This is a genomic window from Halomonas sp. CSM-2 (genome assembly GCF_002119345.1).
Lineage (GTDB): Bacteria > Pseudomonadota > Gammaproteobacteria > Pseudomonadales > Halomonadaceae > Vreelandella > Vreelandella janggokensis.
On the sequence record NZ_NBYR01000004.1, the window covers coordinates 61495 to 78257 of the forward strand.

The 16763-nt window shown below is 58.3% G+C and carries 16 protein-coding genes; 4 read left to right on the top strand and 12 right to left on the bottom strand.

Translation table 11 applies throughout. The features are described 5' to 3' along the window. Positions 1-172: 172 nt before the first annotated feature. Positions 173-451 carry a hypothetical protein gene (locus tag B7L15_RS04120; RefSeq protein ID WP_085917754.1) on the top strand — a complete coding sequence of 93 codons (279 nt, stop codon included), beginning with the start codon at positions 173-175 and terminating at the stop codon, positions 449-451. A 94-nt stretch (positions 452-545) separates the two neighbouring features. Here the strand turns inward: B7L15_RS04120 and B7L15_RS04125 are convergent, their stop codons facing one another. The 9 genes from B7L15_RS04125 to B7L15_RS04165 all read right to left on the bottom strand — a co-directional run bounded on the left by B7L15_RS04125 (position 546) and on the right by B7L15_RS04165 (position 9270). After that, a complete protein-coding gene (locus tag B7L15_RS04125) occupies positions 546-1013 on the bottom strand; it encodes a glycine zipper 2TM domain-containing protein (protein ID WP_066318047.1) in 468 nt (155 codons plus the stop codon). A gap of 309 nt (positions 1014-1322) precedes the next feature. After that, complete coding sequence (locus tag B7L15_RS04130) at positions 1323-2921, bottom strand: isocitrate lyase (protein ID WP_085917755.1); 1599 nt, start codon at positions 2919-2921, stop codon at positions 1323-1325. A 303-nt stretch (positions 2922-3224) separates the two neighbouring features. Further along, positions 3225-3662, bottom strand: a complete 438-nt coding sequence (locus B7L15_RS04135) for a GNAT family N-acetyltransferase (protein WP_085917756.1) — start codon at positions 3660-3662, stop codon at positions 3225-3227. A 1-nt stretch (position 3663) separates the two neighbouring features. Then, the gene (locus B7L15_RS04140) at positions 3664-4848 is read right to left on the bottom strand and encodes a cupin domain-containing protein (RefSeq protein ID WP_085917757.1); all 1185 of its coding nucleotides are present in this window, start codon (positions 4846-4848) and stop codon (positions 3664-3666) included. A gap of 80 nt (positions 4849-4928) precedes the next feature. Then, positions 4929-6314 (bottom strand): adenylosuccinate lyase, encoded by a 1386-nt coding sequence (gene purB, locus B7L15_RS04145; RefSeq protein ID WP_085917758.1) that lies wholly within the window; start codon positions 6312-6314, stop codon positions 4929-4931. A 42-nt stretch (positions 6315-6356) separates the two neighbouring features. After that, positions 6357-6995, bottom strand: coding sequence for a high frequency lysogenization protein HflD (gene hflD / locus B7L15_RS04150; protein WP_085917759.1), 639 nt, complete (start codon positions 6993-6995; stop codon positions 6357-6359). After that, positions 6992-8146, bottom strand: a complete 1155-nt coding sequence (gene mnmA, locus B7L15_RS04155; protein WP_254902847.1) for a tRNA 2-thiouridine(34) synthase MnmA — start codon at positions 8144-8146, stop codon at positions 6992-6994. The genes hflD and mnmA overlap by 4 nt, the downstream gene beginning before the upstream one ends. A 69-nt stretch (positions 8147-8215) precedes the next feature. Then, on the bottom strand, positions 8216-8659 hold the full coding sequence (locus tag B7L15_RS04160; protein WP_085917760.1) for an NUDIX domain-containing protein: 444 nt from the start codon (positions 8657-8659) through the stop codon (positions 8216-8218). After that, complete coding sequence (locus B7L15_RS04165) at positions 8656-9270, bottom strand: pseudouridine synthase (protein ID WP_085917896.1); 615 nt, start codon at positions 9268-9270, stop codon at positions 8656-8658. Before B7L15_RS04165 ends, B7L15_RS04160 begins: the two co-directional genes overlap by 4 nt. Before the next feature lie 232 nt (positions 9271-9502). Here B7L15_RS04165 and B7L15_RS04170 point away from each other — a divergent pair, with 232 nt between their 5' ends. The 3 genes from B7L15_RS04170 (at position 9503) to clpA (ending at position 14707) form a co-directional block, all read left to right on the top strand. Next, positions 9503-11737: an NADP-dependent isocitrate dehydrogenase gene (locus B7L15_RS04170; protein WP_085917761.1), complete on the top strand. Its 2235-nt coding sequence runs from the start codon at positions 9503-9505 to the stop codon at positions 11735-11737. 247 nt (positions 11738-11984) lie between these two features. Next, entirely contained in the window at positions 11985-12293 is a 309-nt protein-coding gene (gene clpS / locus B7L15_RS04175; protein WP_085917897.1) for an ATP-dependent Clp protease adapter ClpS, read from the top strand. A 137-nt stretch (positions 12294-12430) separates the two neighbouring features. After that, on the top strand, positions 12431-14707 hold the full coding sequence (clpA, locus tag B7L15_RS04180; RefSeq protein WP_085917762.1) for an ATP-dependent Clp protease ATP-binding subunit ClpA: 2277 nt from the start codon (positions 12431-12433) through the stop codon (positions 14705-14707). Positions 14708-14841: 134 nt separating this feature from the next. Here clpA and infA read toward each other — a convergent pair whose 3' ends face one another. The 3 genes from infA to aat all read right to left on the bottom strand — a co-directional run bounded on the left by infA (position 14842) and on the right by aat (position 16726). Continuing rightward, complete coding sequence (gene infA / locus B7L15_RS04185; RefSeq protein ID WP_066318014.1) at positions 14842-15060, bottom strand: translation initiation factor IF-1; 219 nt, start codon at positions 15058-15060, stop codon at positions 14842-14844. 137 nt (positions 15061-15197) lie between these two features. Continuing rightward, positions 15198-15932 carry an arginyltransferase gene (locus B7L15_RS04190; RefSeq protein ID WP_085917763.1) on the bottom strand — a complete coding sequence of 245 codons (735 nt, stop codon included), beginning with the start codon at positions 15930-15932 and terminating at the stop codon, positions 15198-15200. 59 nt (positions 15933-15991) lie between these two features. After that, positions 15992-16726, bottom strand: a complete 735-nt coding sequence (gene aat / locus B7L15_RS04195) for a leucyl/phenylalanyl-tRNA--protein transferase (protein WP_085917764.1) — start codon at positions 16724-16726, stop codon at positions 15992-15994. Positions 16727-16763 lie beyond the last annotated feature (37 nt).

A 16763-nucleotide genomic window follows, 5' to 3' on the forward strand; every position in this document is an offset into this window, starting at 1 on the left:
AAATAACCTTTCGGTGAGTGCATGTCCCTAACATGGTAACGCGTGAACACAGGATTGTCAGGGGGTAGAGGGGATTTTCTGCCGTCTTGCCTTTATGCAGTATTGCGCCCAGGATTTAGCAGGGCTACCCTAGCCGGACACTTTTTTCGCCGCACCTTCTACGGAGCATGACATGACCATATTTATCATCTGGTTAATCGCCCTTGTGCTGATTGGCTATTTTGTCAATCAGCGCTGGCAAACCGTGAGTGCCGGGTTGGATAAAATGTTGCCCCGGCCATTGAAGACTCATGGCGATAACCGCTGGCTTTGGGTGGGTGCCCTTGCCGTACTGGGGGCGACCACATTGGTGCGTCCGGTGGAGATCCTGCTGGTGGCTATTCTGTTGGGCATCATCGCCGCAGTGGTGTACAAATTGATCGGTTGGGCATCGAGCAAAGCGCCTCACTAAACACCCCAAGCATCAACACAACGAAAAAAAGCCCCGTCAGCGATGCTGGCGGGGCTTTTTCTTGCAGCGATTAGCTATTTATATCTACTAACCATCAGTAAGGGGCAACGCTTGCATTGGCACCGTTACCAATCAGGCGAACTTTCTGACCCGGCTGGAACTGGCGGTCGGCGCGCTGTACGACCACTACGTCGGTACCGTCTTCCAGGCGGATTTCCATTTCCAGGGCGTCAATGCGATTGGCGCGGTCTTCAGCAGCGGTACCGGCAATAGAACCACCCAGCGCGCCGGCAACGGTGGCCAGTTGACGCCCGGAACCGCCACCGATCTGGTTACCCAGCAGACCGCCGATAATGGCACCGCCACCACCGCCGAGCAGGCCGCCGGTGCGGCTATCTGCCTGAATTTGTACCGGGCGCACCGCGGCAATGGTGCCAATCCTTACATTTTGCGTGGTCTTGGCCTGGTTACCGCTGTATACATCGCCCGAGTAGCCCGCTGTGTTGGCGCAGCCAGCAAGCGTGAGAACGCTGAGAGCGGCGATAGGGAGTAAACGTTTCATGGACACCTCCGGGTGGTTGTCTTAGTCATCCCGTCTGCAACGAGAACTTTCGACCATATTATAGAACAGCGTTCTTTAACAACATACCTAAAAATGCTGATGTTGATAAGCGGTCGTTTGAAATGCTGACTATGTAAAGTAGTAATATAAGACAATGATGCAAGCTAATAGTGCAAAATGATTATGCAAAACAGTGTAGTGGTTGATTAAGAAAAGAGTGTGCAAAGCACGCAGGTGGGTATAAAAAAGCCCGGAAAGTGGAAATCTTTCCGGGCGTTGGGCCATTAGATTAGCGTCTGGCGGCCGGTGTCAGCCGAACTGGTTCATGGTGTTGTCTTTGCCGCCTGCTTTCAGCGCGGCTTCACCCTGGAAGAACTCCTTGTGGTCATCGCCGATGTTGGAGCCTGCCATGTCCTGGTGCTTGACGGTGGCAATGCCCTGGCGGATTTCCTCGCGCTGGACTTTCTTGACGTAGGCCAGCATACCGTCATCGCCAAAGTAGCCCTTGGCCAGGTTGTCGGTGGACAGCGCCGCCGTATGGTAGGTGGGCAGGGTGATCAGGTGATGGAAGATACCCGCCTCACGTGCGCTGTCGCGCTGGAAGTTACGTGTCCACTCGTCGGCCAGTTGGCCAAGTTCGGTGTTGTCGTACTCGATACCCATCAGCTTATCGCGCTCGTAGGCCGAGACGTCCTTGCCTTCTTTTTCCCAGGCATCGAATACTTGCTGACGGAAGTTGAGTGTCCAGTTGAACGACGGTGAGTTGTTGTAGACCAGCTTGGCATCCGGGCAGACTTCGCGGATACGATTGACCATGGCGGCGATCTGGCCGACGTGGGGTTTTTCGGTCTCGATCCACAGCAGGTCAGCGCCGTTTTGCAGGCTGGTGATGCAGTCAAGCACCACGCGGTCTTCACCGGTACCCGGTTTGAACTGGTAGAGGCCTGAGGCGAGCCGCTTGGGCTTGACCAACTTGCCGTTCTGCTTGATGACCACGTCGCCATTATTGATGTCGCTGGCGTTTTCGATCACGTCGCCGTCGAGGAAACTGTTGTACTGGTCGCCCAGATCGCCCGGCTCGGTGGTCACGGCGATCTTCTGGGTCAACCCCGCCCCCAGCGAGTCTGTACGTGCCACGATCACGCCATCATCAACCCCCAGTTCCAGGAAGGCGTAGCGTACGGCGTTGATTTTGGCGATAAAGTCTTCATGGGGTACGGTGACCTTGCCGTCCTGGTGGCCGCACTGCTTCTCGTCGGATACCTGGTTTTCCAGCTGGATACAGCAGGCACCCGCTTCGATGAATTTCTTGGCCAGCAGGTAAGTGGCTTCCGCGTTACCAAAACCGGCGTCGATGTCAGCGATGATCGGCACCACGTGGGTTTCGTGGTTGTCGATCTGGCTGATCAGTTCCTGCTCCTTGGACTTGTCGCCAGCCTCTTTGGCGTCGTCCAGGGCGCGGAACAGGTGGTTAAGCTCCCACGCATCGGCCTGCTTGAGAAAAGTGTAGAGCTCTTCGATCAGGTTGGCGACCGAGGTCTTTTCATGCATGGACTGGTCAGGCAGCGGGCCAAACTCTGAACGCAGCGCGGCGACCATCCAGCCTGACAGGTAGAGGTAGCTGCGCTTGGTGGTGCCGAAATGCTTTTTGATGGAAAGCATTTTCTGCTGGCCGATAAAGCCGTGCCAGCAACCCAGTGACTGAGTGTACTTGCTGGTGTCGGCATCATAGGCGGCCATGTCGTCGCGCATGATCTTGGCGGTATACCGGGCGATATCCAGACCGGTGTGGAAGCGGTTCTGGGCACGCATACGCGCGGCGTATTCGGGTTTGATGTTATCCCACTTGCCGCCTTGTGCTTCGCGTAGTTGGGCCAGTGCCTTGATCTCTTCGAGAAGTCCAGTCATGAGCTAATCCCTCCGGGGTTATGATGGCGATGCGCATGTAAGCAGTGCCTTATGCTGCACCTGCGAAGTCGCTTTCAGCATCGTTCAATTCGCTTGGCGTGTCTTTAAGAAATAAGTCTCTTAATAGAACGTCGTAAGCGGGTTTTCCGGGCAGTCCTTGCGGCACTGCAGTAAAGACACTATCCCTGAAGGGGCGGAGGGCAACAATTGACACTTGGGGGCAGGCAGCGTTGTAGCTTGACTACAGCCGGGCGACAACGCTGGAGTCTGTGTAGTGGAATTTCGTGATTAGCGGGAAAGCGATCAGCTGAAGGTCAGCGTCATCTCGCGGTGAGGGATGCCGGCATCCATGAAGACCTCGCCATGGGCGACGAAGCCGAGCCGTTCGTAAAAGGCCAGCGCATGGAGCTGTGAGCTCAGTGCGACTTGAGGGTGGCCGACACGCTGGGCGGTGGCGATAGCGGCGGCCATCAATTGGCCACCGATGCCGGTTCCGCGTGCTTCGGCAAGCACCGCCACGCGGCCAATATGGCCATCAGGCAGGAGTCGTGCAGTGCCCACTGGGTTGCCGTCCAGGTAGGCCAGGAAATGATGGCAGGCGGGGTCCTGGCCGTCCCATTCCTCGTCCTGGGGCACCTGTTGCTCGTCAATGAACACCACGCGTCGAATGAGGCTTGCGATGTCGCTCAAAGCTTGCCAGTCGCCTTCCTGAACGGTGACCGGTAGGTTGTCGCGGGGCATGCTATTCCTCGTCGTCATCGTCGTCCTGCAGCCAGCTCAGGCTGCCCGCGTTGACAAGCTGGGTGATGAGCGCTTTGGCACCCGGTAGTTCCAGCACGTCTTCATGCAGCGGTGCCGTTGACGCCAGCCGCTGAGCAAGCGCTTCTGTGCAGGTGTAGCCTTCACCGTCGACGAACAGCGTGGTGGTGCCATTCTCGGTGCGCCAGGCAAAGCGCGAGCCAGGCATATGATAGAGTGGACCATCTTCCTGTAGCTGAGCGACAAGACTTGATTCGTCCATCGGCGTATCCAGCGGGACCACCTGGTCGACGTACTTGGGCTGGGTCATTGCACGGCCGAACCACTGAGCGATTTGCTGGGGATTATCCAGTGTCGACAGGATCAGTTGGCGCATGCGCTCCACCGAGACATCGTCCAGCTCGCCACTGTGGGCCGCAGGGGCCCGACCGGCGTCGCTGTAGCGCAGCGAAGCGGGTAGCTGTTCGCCCCGGTAATCGGCGTAGGAGGTGACCGCTTCATCCGCCGATGGCGCCCTGAAACCCACCGACATGGTGATGCAGTCGTCGGTCTGGCTAACCCCGTGGTGAGCCCAGCCCGGTGGCAAGTAAAGCATGTCGCCGGGCTCCAGTACCCAGTCGGAGTCTTCTTCAATCTCGAAGGTTTCCAGAATGCGTAGGTCAATGCCCTGCACAATCGGCGCGTCATCACTGGTCGGGCCGCCCAGTTGCCAACGGCGCTGGCCACTGGCTTGAAACAGGAAAACGTCGTACTGGTCGACGTGGGGACCGACGCTGCCGCCGGGCGGCGCGTAGCTGACCATGATGTCGTCCAACCGCCAGCGGGGCAGAAAGTCGAACTCATCCAGCAGGGCAGCCACCGAGGGCAGGTAGTGATCCACGGCTTGTACCAGGAGGCTCCAGTTGCGCTCCGGCAGCCGCTCGAAGGTGGCTTCGTCGAAAGGCCCGTGGGACACCTGCCATGCGCCGTCCGGGCCTTTTTCTTCTACCAGACGGGCTTCGATGCCTGGCTCGCAGGCAAGCCCTGCCAGCTCATCGGGTTCGATGGGGCTGATGTAGTCGGGTATCGCCCCGCGAATCAATAGCGGCTTTTGTTGCCAGTAGCTCGCCAGAAATTCCGCCGGGGTCAAATCGCCGAGCAGGGTCAGTGGCTTATCAGAAGGTTGCATGGTGGTATCCTAAACGAACGTGGCAGTAGAGCCGTGGTTCCAGCCTAATCAGGGTAGACCTTAACTAGAGTAAAACTTAATTATAGTGCATCAAGCCGTTGGCGAATTGCTTCGGCCTGGGCTTTTGCATCGCCGATGTAGGTGGCGGGTGACATCGCCTTCAGTTCGGCTTTGGCGTCGTCGGGTAGCGCAAGCGTGTCAATGAAGGCGGCAAAGCCTGCCTGATCGATGCGTTTGCCTCGGGTCAGTTCCTTGAGTTTCTCGTAGGGCTTTTCAATCCCGAAGCGACGCATGACGGTTTGAATCGGCTCGGCGAGCACTTCCCAGCTGTTGTCCAGATCCTGAGTCAAACGCTCCGGGTTGGCTTCCAGCTTGCTGATGCCCTTGAGGCTGGCGTGGTAGCCAATCAAGCCATAAGCCAGGCCAACACCGAGGTTGCGCAATACGGTGGAGTCGGTCAAATCGCGCTGCCAGCGCGAGATCGGCAGCTTTTGCGCCAGGTGGCCGAGCACGGCATTGGCCAGGCCAAGGTTGCCTTCAGAGTTCTCAAAGTCGATGGGGTTGACCTTGTGGGGCATGGTCGACGAGCCAATTTCGCCTTCCACGGTGCGCTGTTTGAAGTAGCCTAGCGAGATATAGCCCCAGACGTCGCGGTCGAAGTCGATCAGGATGGTATTGAAGCGGCATATGGCATCGAACAGCTCGGCGATGTAGTCGTGGGGTTCGATCTGGGTGGTGTAGGGGTTGAAGCTCAGCCCCAGGCCTTCCACGAAGGTACGCGCGTTGGCTTCCCAGTCGATCTCGGGGTAGGTCGCCAGATGGGCGTTGTAGTTGCCTACCGCGCCATTGATTTTACCCAGGATCTCGACGCCTTCGACCTGCTTGAGCTGGCGCTTGAGGCGGTAGGCCACGTTGGCCATTTCCTTGCCAAGCGTTGTGGGGCTGGCCGTTTGCCCGTGGGTGCGCGACAGCATCGGCTGCCCGGCATGGGCAATGGCCAGTGCGGCGATGTCGTCGGCCACGTTATGCATGACCGGCAGCAGTGCCTGGAGGCCATCGGCCAGCATCACGCCGTAGGAAAGGTTGTTGATATCTTCGGAGGTGCAGGCAAAGTGAATGAACTCGGTGACCGCATGCAGCTCGCTGTTGCCGGCAATCTTCTCCTTGAGAAAATATTCCACCGCCTTGACGTCGTGGTTGGTCGTACGCTCGATATCCTTGATGCGCTCGGCGTCGGCCACGGAAAAATCACGGATCAAGGCTTCAAGAAACGCCGTAGCCTGGGCGGAAAGCGGCGGCACCTCGACGATCTGGTTATGCTCTGCAAGCCGCTGCAGCCAGCGAACTTCCACAATGACACGGGCGCGAATCAGGCCGAATTCGCTGAAATGTTCGCGCAGGGCGGCGGCTTTACTGGCGTAGCGGCCGTCAACGGGGGAGAGTGCAGTCAAGGCAGAAAGTTGCATGGCTTGGTTTCCAGAGGTGAATGCAGTTAAGCGTAAAAGGCGTTATTTCAAGTCATCCAGCGCGTGACGCAGGGCTTTGCGCTGGAACATCAGTTTCCAGCGGCGACCGCCTTGCTGGTGCCACAGCAGCGCGAAGCGAATGCCCGCCATCAAGCAGGCACGTACGCGCTCGGGCATCATACGGGTCTGCAGCAGCGACGGGTCGCCCTGAACGACAATGCGGGTTTTAAATGTCGAGATGGTTTCCTGATAGGCCTCGCCCAGGCTGGCGACCACGTTTTCATGGGTAGCGCCGAAGTGTTCCGCCTGGTCCTGAATATGGTTCATTTTTTGCCCCAGGGTATCCATCATCTTGCGGTTGGTGCGCAGCTTGTTCATGAGCAATAGCAGTGAGAAGCCATAGCGCAGTACCACCGGGTTGGCCTGTTCCCGGCCGACCAGCATCTCGAGGGTGTCGAGCCCCTGGCGCAGGTTGTTGGGGTGGCCGCCGTAGATCGCTTCAAAGCTTTCCGGGTTGGGGTTGCTGGTGGCTTCGATCAGCGTTTCCCAGGCGCGCGGCTCTACCTGGCCGGTGCGGGCCAGTTCGTCCACCAGGCTGGCGGCCTGAAAGACCCCCGCTAGCGCAAGGGCTTGTCGCGCGGTCGGGTTTTCCGGCGCGCGGTGTATCGGCGTTGGGTTCATGCGGCTGCCTCGGTTGCCTTCCATGTGGAGTGAATCACGCCGCCGCCCAGGCAGATATCGCCGTCGTAAAGAACCAGCGACTGGCCTGGGGTAACGGCGCGTTGAGGCTCATCGAAATGCACCTCGACACTGCCATCGGGCCTGGTGATGATATCGCAGCCGCGGTCGCTCTGGCGGTAGCGGGTTTTGGCCTTGAAACGTCCCTGGGTCACCGGTGGCTCACCGGCGACCCAGTCCATCGCCTCGGTGACCAGGGCATCGCTGTAGAGCAGCGAGTGGTGCTTGCCTTGCACGGCCACCAGCACGTTGCGATCCAGGTCTTTTTCAGCGACATACCACGGGTCTTCAGAGTAGTTGGCCAGGCCGCCGATACCCAGCCCCTGACGTTGGCCCAGGGTGTAGTACATCAACCCCATGTGCTCGCCAATCACGTCGCCGTCGGGGGTTTCGATGGTGCCGGGCTGGGCAGGCAGGTACTGCTTCAGGAAATCACTGAAGCGCCGTTCGCCGATAAAGCAGATGCCTGTGGAGTCTTTCTTCTTGGCAGTCACCAGGTCGTGCTGCTCGGCCAGCGCGCGTACGGCGGGCTTCTCGAGCTCACCTACCGGAAACAGCGTGCGGGCGATGGCGGCTTCAGGCACGGCGTGCAGGAAGTAGCTCTGGTCCTTGTTGGCGTCCAGGCCTTTCAGCAGGCGCGGGCGACCTTCTCGGACCCCTTGACGAACGTAATGACCGGTGGCGATTTTGTCCGCGCCAAGCATCTCTGCGTATTCGAGAAAGACCTTGAACTTGATTTCCCGGTTGCAAAGGATGTCCGGATTGGGCGTGCGGCCCGCTTTGTACTCGGCCAGAAAGTGCTCGAAAACGTTATCCCAGTATTCGGCGGCAAAGTTGGCCGTGTGCAGCTTGATGCCCAGCTTCTCGCACACCGCCTCGGCGTCAGCGAGGTCTTCCTTCGCCGTGCAGTACTCCGTGCCGTCGTCTTCGTCCCAATTCTTCATGAACAGGCCTTCGACCTCGTAGCCTTGTTGCAACAGCAGCAAGGCTGAGACGGAGGAGTCAACGCCGCCGGACATGCCGACAATCACCTTGCCGGTGGGAGGTGTATCGGGCTTGCTTTTAGGCATCGTGGTGCCAGTGATGGATGTCATCGCCATCCTCGGTTGAGTGTGCAATCAGGCGGTGATTATACACGATGGAGCCATGGCGCTTCGAGTGGTTCACTCGCGGATAACGTTCAAGGGGTAGCCGTTACCTTGCATGGCGTCTTCGATGCGGGTGATCACCAGCGGGCTACGCAGTCGACCCGCGCTATTGAGCGCCTGAATTTCGGCAAGCGTCAGCCAGTGGGTCGCGGTGATATCGATGTCCAGCGGTGTGGCGAGGAACGTCGTGGGCGTGGCGATGAACCCATGACTGTGAAAGGTTTTCCCCTGGGGGGTATGGAAAATATAGAGCCCCAGATAGCCGGTCAGCGTGACCTGCCAGGCGGTTTCTTCGGCGACCTCGCGTAAAATAGCGGCCATGGGGCCTTCGCCCGGCTCAATGTGTCCGGCTGGTTGGTTGAATACCGTGGCCGTGCCGCCGCGGGCTTCCTCGACCATCAGGAAACGTGCGCCCCGCTGGATGACGCAGGCGCAGGTACTGTGAAGTGTGTTCGTCATGACCGCTTGCGTCCTGAAGTGGGCCGTTTGCGCTGGCTGGACGGCTTGGGCCGGGATGTGCTTCGAGGCGCATGAAGGGTTTCCCGGCGCCACTCGCCGGGCGCCAGTTCGCCAAGCTGCCAGGCGCCAATAGCGGCGCGAATGAGGCGCAGCGTGGGGAAGCCGACATGGGCGGTCATGCGTCTTACCTGACGATTGCGGCCTTCGCTGATGGTCAGCTCCAGCCAGCTGGTGGATGGGTGACGTTTGGGATCTATGGCTGGCTCGCGCGGCGCGATGTTGGGCGTTTCCATGCGACGAACCTTGGCGGGCAGCGTGGGTCCATCTTTTAATGTCACGCCGTTTTTCAGGGCCGCTAGCGCGGCATCGTCCATGCGACCTTCGACCTGGACCCAATAGGTTTTGGGTTGTTTGTGACGCGGGTGGGCAATGCGATGGATAAGGTTGCCGTCATCGCTGAGCAGCAGCAGGCCCTCGGAGTCGTAGTCGAGCCGCCCGGCCGCGTAAACGCCGGAGACTTCGATGATATCCGCAAGAGTGGCACGGCCCTGAGGGTCGGTGAACTGGGAGAGCATGCGGTAAGGTTTATGCAATAGGTAGAGGTTGCTCATCGTGGTTTGGGCCCGGCCTTGATTTGTCGACAATCGCTCATGCGGTTAACGTTCAGCGCTGGTATACTCCTGCGTGGCCGCTGGGGTCGTCACCACCACCGATCAATCACCTTGTGAAAAAAGGAGCCACCTAAAAGGCTCCGCACGCTTCGCGGTAGGGTTGCTTGCTTAATGAACCGCTTAGCTTACGAATTAATAATCACAGCGACAGAAAAAAGAGGTTAACGCAAAAATGTCCGATACGCCGAAGATCATTTATACGCTCACCGACGAGGCGCCTGCGCTCGCGACCTATTCGTTGTTACCGATTATTGATGCCTTTACCGACTCGGCGGGCATTATCGTTGAGACGCGCGATATCTCGCTTGCCGCGCGCATACTGTCCCAGTTTCCTGACCTGTTGAGCGAAGAGCAACGCGTCAGCGACGACCTGGCCGAGCTTGGACAGCTGGCGACCACACCTGAAGCCAATATCATCAAGCTGCCCAATATCAGCGCCTCAGGCCCGCAGTTGAAAGCCACCATCAAAGAGCTTCAAGGCCAGGGGTATCCGCTACCGGATTATCCCGACGAGCCGAAAAACGATGAGGAAGCTTCCATCAAGGCGCGTTATGACAAGGCCAAGGGCAGTGCGGTCAACCCGGTTCTGCGTGAGGGTAACTCTGACCGCCGCGCGCCCAAGTCGGTCAAGAGCTATGCACGCAAGTATCCGCATCGCATGGGGGAGTGGAGCGCCGACTCCAAATCCCATGTGGCCCATATGAGCGAGGGCGACTTCTACGAAAGCGAGCAGTCCACGGTGATCAAGCACGCCACCAAGCTCAAGATTGACCTGGCTCAGAAAGACGGCACCCACACCGTATTGAAAGAAGGCCTGGCCGTGCAGGAAGGCGAGGTCATCGACGCGGCCTGCATGAGCAGCCGCCGTCTGCGCAACTTTATCGACAGCCAGATCAAGGACGCCAAGAAAAACGACGTGTTGTTCTCGCTGCATTTAAAAGCGACCATGATGAAGGTCTCTGACCCGATCATGTTCGGTATGGTGGTAGAAGAGTTCTATAAAGATGTCCTTGAAAAGCACGCCGAGGGCCTGACGCTTGCGGGCTTCAACCCCAACAGCGGTATTGGTGATCTTTATAGTTCAATCGAAAAGCTGCCCGGCGAACAGCAGGAGGCCATCAAGGCCGATATCGAGGCGCTTTATAAAGAGCGTCCGCCCATGGCGATGGTCAACTCGCACAAGGGCATTACGAACCTTCACGTGCCCAGCGACGTGATCATCGATGCTTCGATGCCTGCCATGATCCGTGATTCGGGCAAGATGTGGAACGCCAATGACGAGCTTCAGGATGCCAAGGCAGTGATCCCGGATCGTTGCTACGCGACCATCTATCAGGCAGTCATCGAAGATTGCAAGAAAAATGGCGCTTTCGATCCGACTACCATGGGCAGCGTGCCCAATGTTGGCCTGATGGCCCAGAAAGCTGAAGAGTACGGCTCTCACGACAAGACCTTCCAGATCCCTGCTGATGGCACCGTGGTGGTCGCTGACGAAAACGGTCATACGCTGTTCCGCCACGAGGTCGAGGCGGGTGATATCTGGCGTATGTGTCAGACCAAGGACGCGCCGATCCAGGATTGGGTCAAGCTGGCGGTCACCCGTGCCCGGGAGAGCGGTGCGCCGGCGATTTTCTGGCTCGACGGCAACCGTGCCCACGATGCTCAGCTGATCGAGAAAGTCGAAACCTACCTCAAGGACCATGACACCAGTGGCCTGGATATTCGCATTCTGCCACCGGTCGAGGCGATGAAAGTATCCCTTGAGCGTATCCGTAAAGGCGAGGACACGATCTCGGTCACTGGTAACGTGCTGCGTGACTATCTGACCGACCTGTTCCCGATCATGGAGCTGGGTACCAGCGCCAAGATGCTGTCCATCGTACCCCTGATGAATGGTGGTGGACTGTTCGAAACCGGTGCGGGCGGCTCGGCACCCAAGCACGTTCAGCAGTTCCTTGAAGAGAACCACTTGCGCTGGGATTCGCTGGGCGAGTTCCTGGCCCTGGCGGCGTCGCTTGAGCACCTGGGCAGCACCTTCAGCAATGCCCGTGCCACGCTGCTGGCCAATGCCCTGGACGAGGCCAATGGCAAGTTCCTGGACAGCAACAAGTCACCGTCGCGTAAGGTGGGCGAGCTGGATAACCGCGGCAGCCACTTCTACCTGGCGCTATACTGGGCAGAGGCACTGGCCGCTCAGGATGATGATGCCGAGATGAAAACGCTGTTTGCGCGTCTGGCGGAAACGCTGAAAGCCAATGAGGCGACTATCGTCGACGAGCTCAATAGCGTTCAGGGCCAGCCGGTGGATATTGACGGCTACTTCCGCCCCAGCGGTGAGCTGGCAAGTCAGGCCATGCGTCCCAGCAAGACTTTGAACAACGCCCTGTCGATGGTCGCAGCCGACTGACGCATCAGGCCGCCGTTGCGTAAAGCCCTCGCCCGCTCGTCGGGCGGGGGTTTTTTGTCCGGCCTAGTGTGATAATTTTGATATTTCCATGAACCCTTGCTGATTGCGCACGTCTTATACATAGCACACCATGTATTTACGATGTTGCCCGTCAGCCGAGAGATGAAAAACCTTGCTGCTTATGTCCCACACTAACAGTTCATACCCGGGCGCGACTTCGCTTGAAGCGGGCATGACACGCCCCGATATGCCTGATTATGACGACGACCTGACGGTGCAGTCTGCCGAGCCTGAGTTGGCTCAGCCGCCACTTTTCAAGGTGGTGCTACATAACGACGACTTCACGCCGATGGAGTTTGTTATCGAAGTGCTGCAAGGCTTCTTTAACATGGATAGTGAAAAAGCCGTTCAGGTGATGTTGGCGGTGCACACCCAGGGCAAGGCGACCTGCGGGGTGTTCACCCGAGACATTGCTGAAACCAAAAGTTACCAAGTGAACGAATACGCCCAGGAGTGCGAGCATCCTTTAATGAGCGATATTGAAGCCGCCGATTGAGAACGTTGAAAAAAATCGGTAGGTGGGCTTGCAACTGTACGATTTGTACCCGATGTTGAAGGTGCCGGTCGATTAAACTGATCCGACGCAAGCCTAGTTGGCACTATGCCCTAGGATGTAGCGAAAAGGGGACTGCCATGCTGAGCAAAGAACTTGAACTGACCCTGAACACGGCCTTTACCGTGGCACGCTCCAAGCGCCACGAGTTCATGACCGTCGAGCATCTACTGCTGGCGCTGTTGGACAACGCCTCGGCGATGGATGTGTTGAAGGCCTGTGGGGCAAACCTCGACAAGCTGCGGTCCGATTTGCAGGACTTCATCAATTCGACCACGCCGCTGATTCCTGAAGGCCAGGGCGACCGCGAAACCCAGCCCACCTTAGGCTTTCAGCGAGTACTGCAGCGGGCCGTGTTCCACGTGCAGTCCTCCGGGAAAAGTGAAGTGACCGGTGCCAATGTGCTGGTGGCAATCTTTTCCGAGCAGGAAAGTCAGGCCGTCTACTTCCTCAAGCAGCAGAATGTGGCTCGGGTGGATGCAGTCAATTACATCGCGCATGGCATTTCGAAAGTGTCGGGTCACGGCCCATCGCCATCGCCTTCCCAGCAGGAAGGTGAAGAGGCCGAGGAAGGCAGCACCGAAGGGGCTGCTCATCCGCTTACTGGCTACGCCACCAACCTCAACGAGCAAGCGCGTCTGGGCAAGATCGATCCCCTGATTGGCCGCGACCACGAACTCGAACGCGTGGTGCAGATTCTGGCACGGCGCCGCAAGAATAACCCGCTACTGGTAGGCGAAGCGGGCGTGGGTAAAACGGCGGTTGCCGAAGGCCTGGCCAAGCGTATCGTCGAAGAAGATGTCCCGGAAGTGATTGCTGATGCCGTGGTGTACTCGCTGGATATGGGCGCGTTGCTGGCAGGTACCAAATACCGCGGCGACTTCGAGAAGCGGCTGAAGAGCCTGCTGGCTGAGTTACGCAAACAGCCCAATGCCGTTCTGTTCATCGACGAGATCCACACCGTGATCGGCGCAGGGGCTGCGTCGGGCGGTGTGATGGATGCATCCAATCTGCTCAAGCCGTTGCTTTCCTCGGGCGAGTTGCGCTGCATTGGTTCGACCACTTTCCAGGAATACCGCGGTATCTTCGAGAAAGATCGTGCCTTGGCGCGCCGCTTCCAGAAAGTCGACGTTATGGCACCGTCGGTGGAAGACACCATCAAGATTCTGCAGGGGTTGCGGTCACGGTTCGAGGAGCACCATGCTCTCAAGTACACCGATGGGGCGCTTGAAAGCGCGGCCCGCCTGGCGGACCGTTACATCAATGATCGCTACCTTCCGGACAAGGCCATCGACGTGATTGATGAAGCCGGGGCGCACCAGCGTCTACTGCCGGAAGAGGTGCGTGTCGATACCATTGATGTGGAACAGGTTGAGGCAGTGGTTGCGTCGATTGCCCGGATTCCGCCGAAGAGCGTGTCCAGTTCGGATCGCAAGCTGCTTGAAAAGCTTGACCGCGACCTGAAAATGCTGGTGTTTGGACAGGATGAGGCCATCGACACACTGTCCGCCGCCATCAAGCTGTCTCGCGCCGGGCTGAAGTCGCCTGACAAGCCGGTAGGCAGCTTCCTGTTCGCCGGTCCGACCGGGGTGGGCAAAACCGAGGTGGCCAAGCAGCTCTCGCATATCATGGGGATCGAGCTTGTGCGCTTTGATATGTCGGAGTACATGGAACGGCATACCGTGTCCCGGCTGATCGGGGCACCCCCGGGGTATGTGGGCTACGACCAGGGTGGCCTGTTGACCGAGGCGGTGACTAAACAGCCCCACTGCGTACTGCTGCTGGATGAAATCGAGAAAGCGCACCCGGAAGTCTTCAACCTGCTGCTGCAGGTGATGGACCACGGTCGCCTGACCGATAACAACGGCCGCGAAGCCGACTTCCGCCACGTCATCCTGATCATGACCTCCAACGCCGGGGCAGAGCAGGCGGCACGGCGCTCGATCGGGTTCCAAAGCCAGGATCACTCGACCGATGCAATGGAAGTCATTCGTCGCACCTTCTCGCCAGAGTTCCGCAACCGTCTGGACGGCATCATTCAGTTCCATTCGCTGCCAACGTCAGTTGTGCGCAACGTGGTCGACAAGTTCCTGATCGAGCTGCAAGCGCAGCTGGATGAGAAGCGTGTTCAACTGGAAGTCGACGATATGGCCCGCGATTGGCTGGCGGAACTGGGGTACGACCCGGACATGGGCGCGCGCCCGATGGCACGGCTGATTCAGGAGAAACTCAAAAAGCCGCTGGCAGAGATGATCCTGTTTGGCGAGCTTGCCGATCAGGGGGGTATCGTGCACGTCAGCCTGGAAGAAGGCGAGCTGCGCTTATCCACCGAGTCGGAAATGGCCGATGCGCCCTAACGGGCGCGCAGGTTGAGACAAACAACGCAGCGCCCTGTCATTGACGGGGCGTTGTTGTTTGGGTCGAGCTGTTTGGGTCGAGCGGGCATCAAAGCTGGGTGACGGGCAGGGTGCTGTGACACCTGCTGGGCGCCTTAGCGCGAACGGTAGACGATACGGCCTTTGGACAGATCGTAAGGCGTCAGCTCAACCTTGACTTTATCGCCGGTCAGGATGCGGATGTAGTTTTTACGCATTTTTCCGGAGATATGCGCTGTGACGACGTGACCGTTTTCCAGCTCAACACGGAACATGGTGTTGGGTAGGGTATCGACAATAACGCCATCCATTTCAATATGATCTTCGCGTGCCATATAGGCAATTCCTCACTTAATTTAACGTAATGGGTATGCTCAAAACGACTGGGCATTGGGCAGTGTTTTTAGCCACCACCTCGGATAGCGCTATATTGTGCCGCAAGGCTGCCGTCAAGGCAAAAAAGCGTGGCTAATTACCGAATTAATTCTCGCCATTGGCGACCATCAAGTACCTCAAGCGGCGTAAAATTCTGCTTGTAACGCATTTTTCGGCACGCTTCTATCCAGTAACCGAGGTACAGGTGGGGTAGCCCCTTGTCATGGGTCAATTCGATAAGCCGTAAAATGGCCAGGGTGCCCAGCGAGCGCTTGTCGAGGCTTTCATCGACGCTAAAGAAGGTATAGATGGCCGAGAGGCCGTGTTCAAGCTCATCGAAGGCGGCCACGCCAATCAGCCTGTCCCCCAGGTAAAGCTCCATCAATTGCGCATAGGGCTCGTCCAGGGTCAAAAACGTCCGGTACTGTTCGCGGCTGGGAGGGTACATATCGCCATCGGCGTGGCGATGATTGATATAGTCGGCGTAGAGCGCGTAGTGGCGTGCATCAAAGTACGCCGGGGTAATGTGCGTGGTGATGTCCTCATTGCGCCGGCTGATTCGCCGCTGGGTACGATTCGGTGCAAAATGCGCCACAGGCACGCGCACGGAGCGGCAGGCGTTACAGCCTTCGCAGTGCGGACGGTATAAATGGCGACCGCTGCGCCGAAACCCGAGCAATGAAAGCGAGTCGTAAACGCCAGGCATGGGCGATTCCTGAGGGTCCAGAAACAGCGTGGTGGCTTCCTGGTCGGGCAGGTAGCTACAGGCATGCGGCACTGTCAAAAAGAAGCGCAGGTCGCGAACGAGCCGACGGGGAGCGTTGCTGCTCACAATTTGCCTCCTGATGGGGTTAACGTTGTCGCCGTTAGCCTGTCAACATGGCTGGAAAACTAGCGTCCAATGGCGGCCAGCCACGGAGAGGGTGGTACGACGGGCACACTCTCCGGTGAGGCTGAGAAACTAAAATCAGTCTCTGGCAACCACTTCTCAAGATAGCTGATGAATGTCGCCCGGGCGACTGTTGTTGCGCCCAGGCTTGCCAGGTGGGGCGTATGCATCTGACAGTCGATGAGCTTGCCGCCGCGTTCGCGCATGGCACTGGCGAGATGAGCCAGGGCCACCTTGGAGGCATCCGGAACCTGGGAAAACATGGACTCGCCGAAAAACATCGGGCCCATGGCAATACCGTAAAGACCACCTACCAGGCGTTGATGCTGGTGCACTTCAATGCTGTGGGCAATGCCATGGGCCTGAAGCTGACAGTAGGCATGAACCATGTCATCGGTGATCCAGGTGCCCGGTTCGTCGCCCCTGGGGGCGGCACAGGCGTCGATCACCTGCTCGAAATGTTGATCGACGGTAATCTCAAAGCCCGCATTACGCAGCTTTTTTGTTAAGCTGCGGCGCTGCTTAAAGTGTTCCGGTAGGAGTATCATGCGGGGATCGGGGCTCCACCACAGGATGGGGTCGTTGTCGCTGAACCAGGGGAAGATGCCGCGCCGATAGGCCTCCACCAGCCAGCCGGGGGTTAATTCGCCGCCTGCCGCGAGCAGGCCGTTAGGCGAGTCCAACGCCGAGGTGACGGCAGGGAAGTGAGGCATTGGCGAAGATAGCCAAGGTAACATTGAGTGCTCCGGTCGGTAACGACAGTAACAAGTCCGC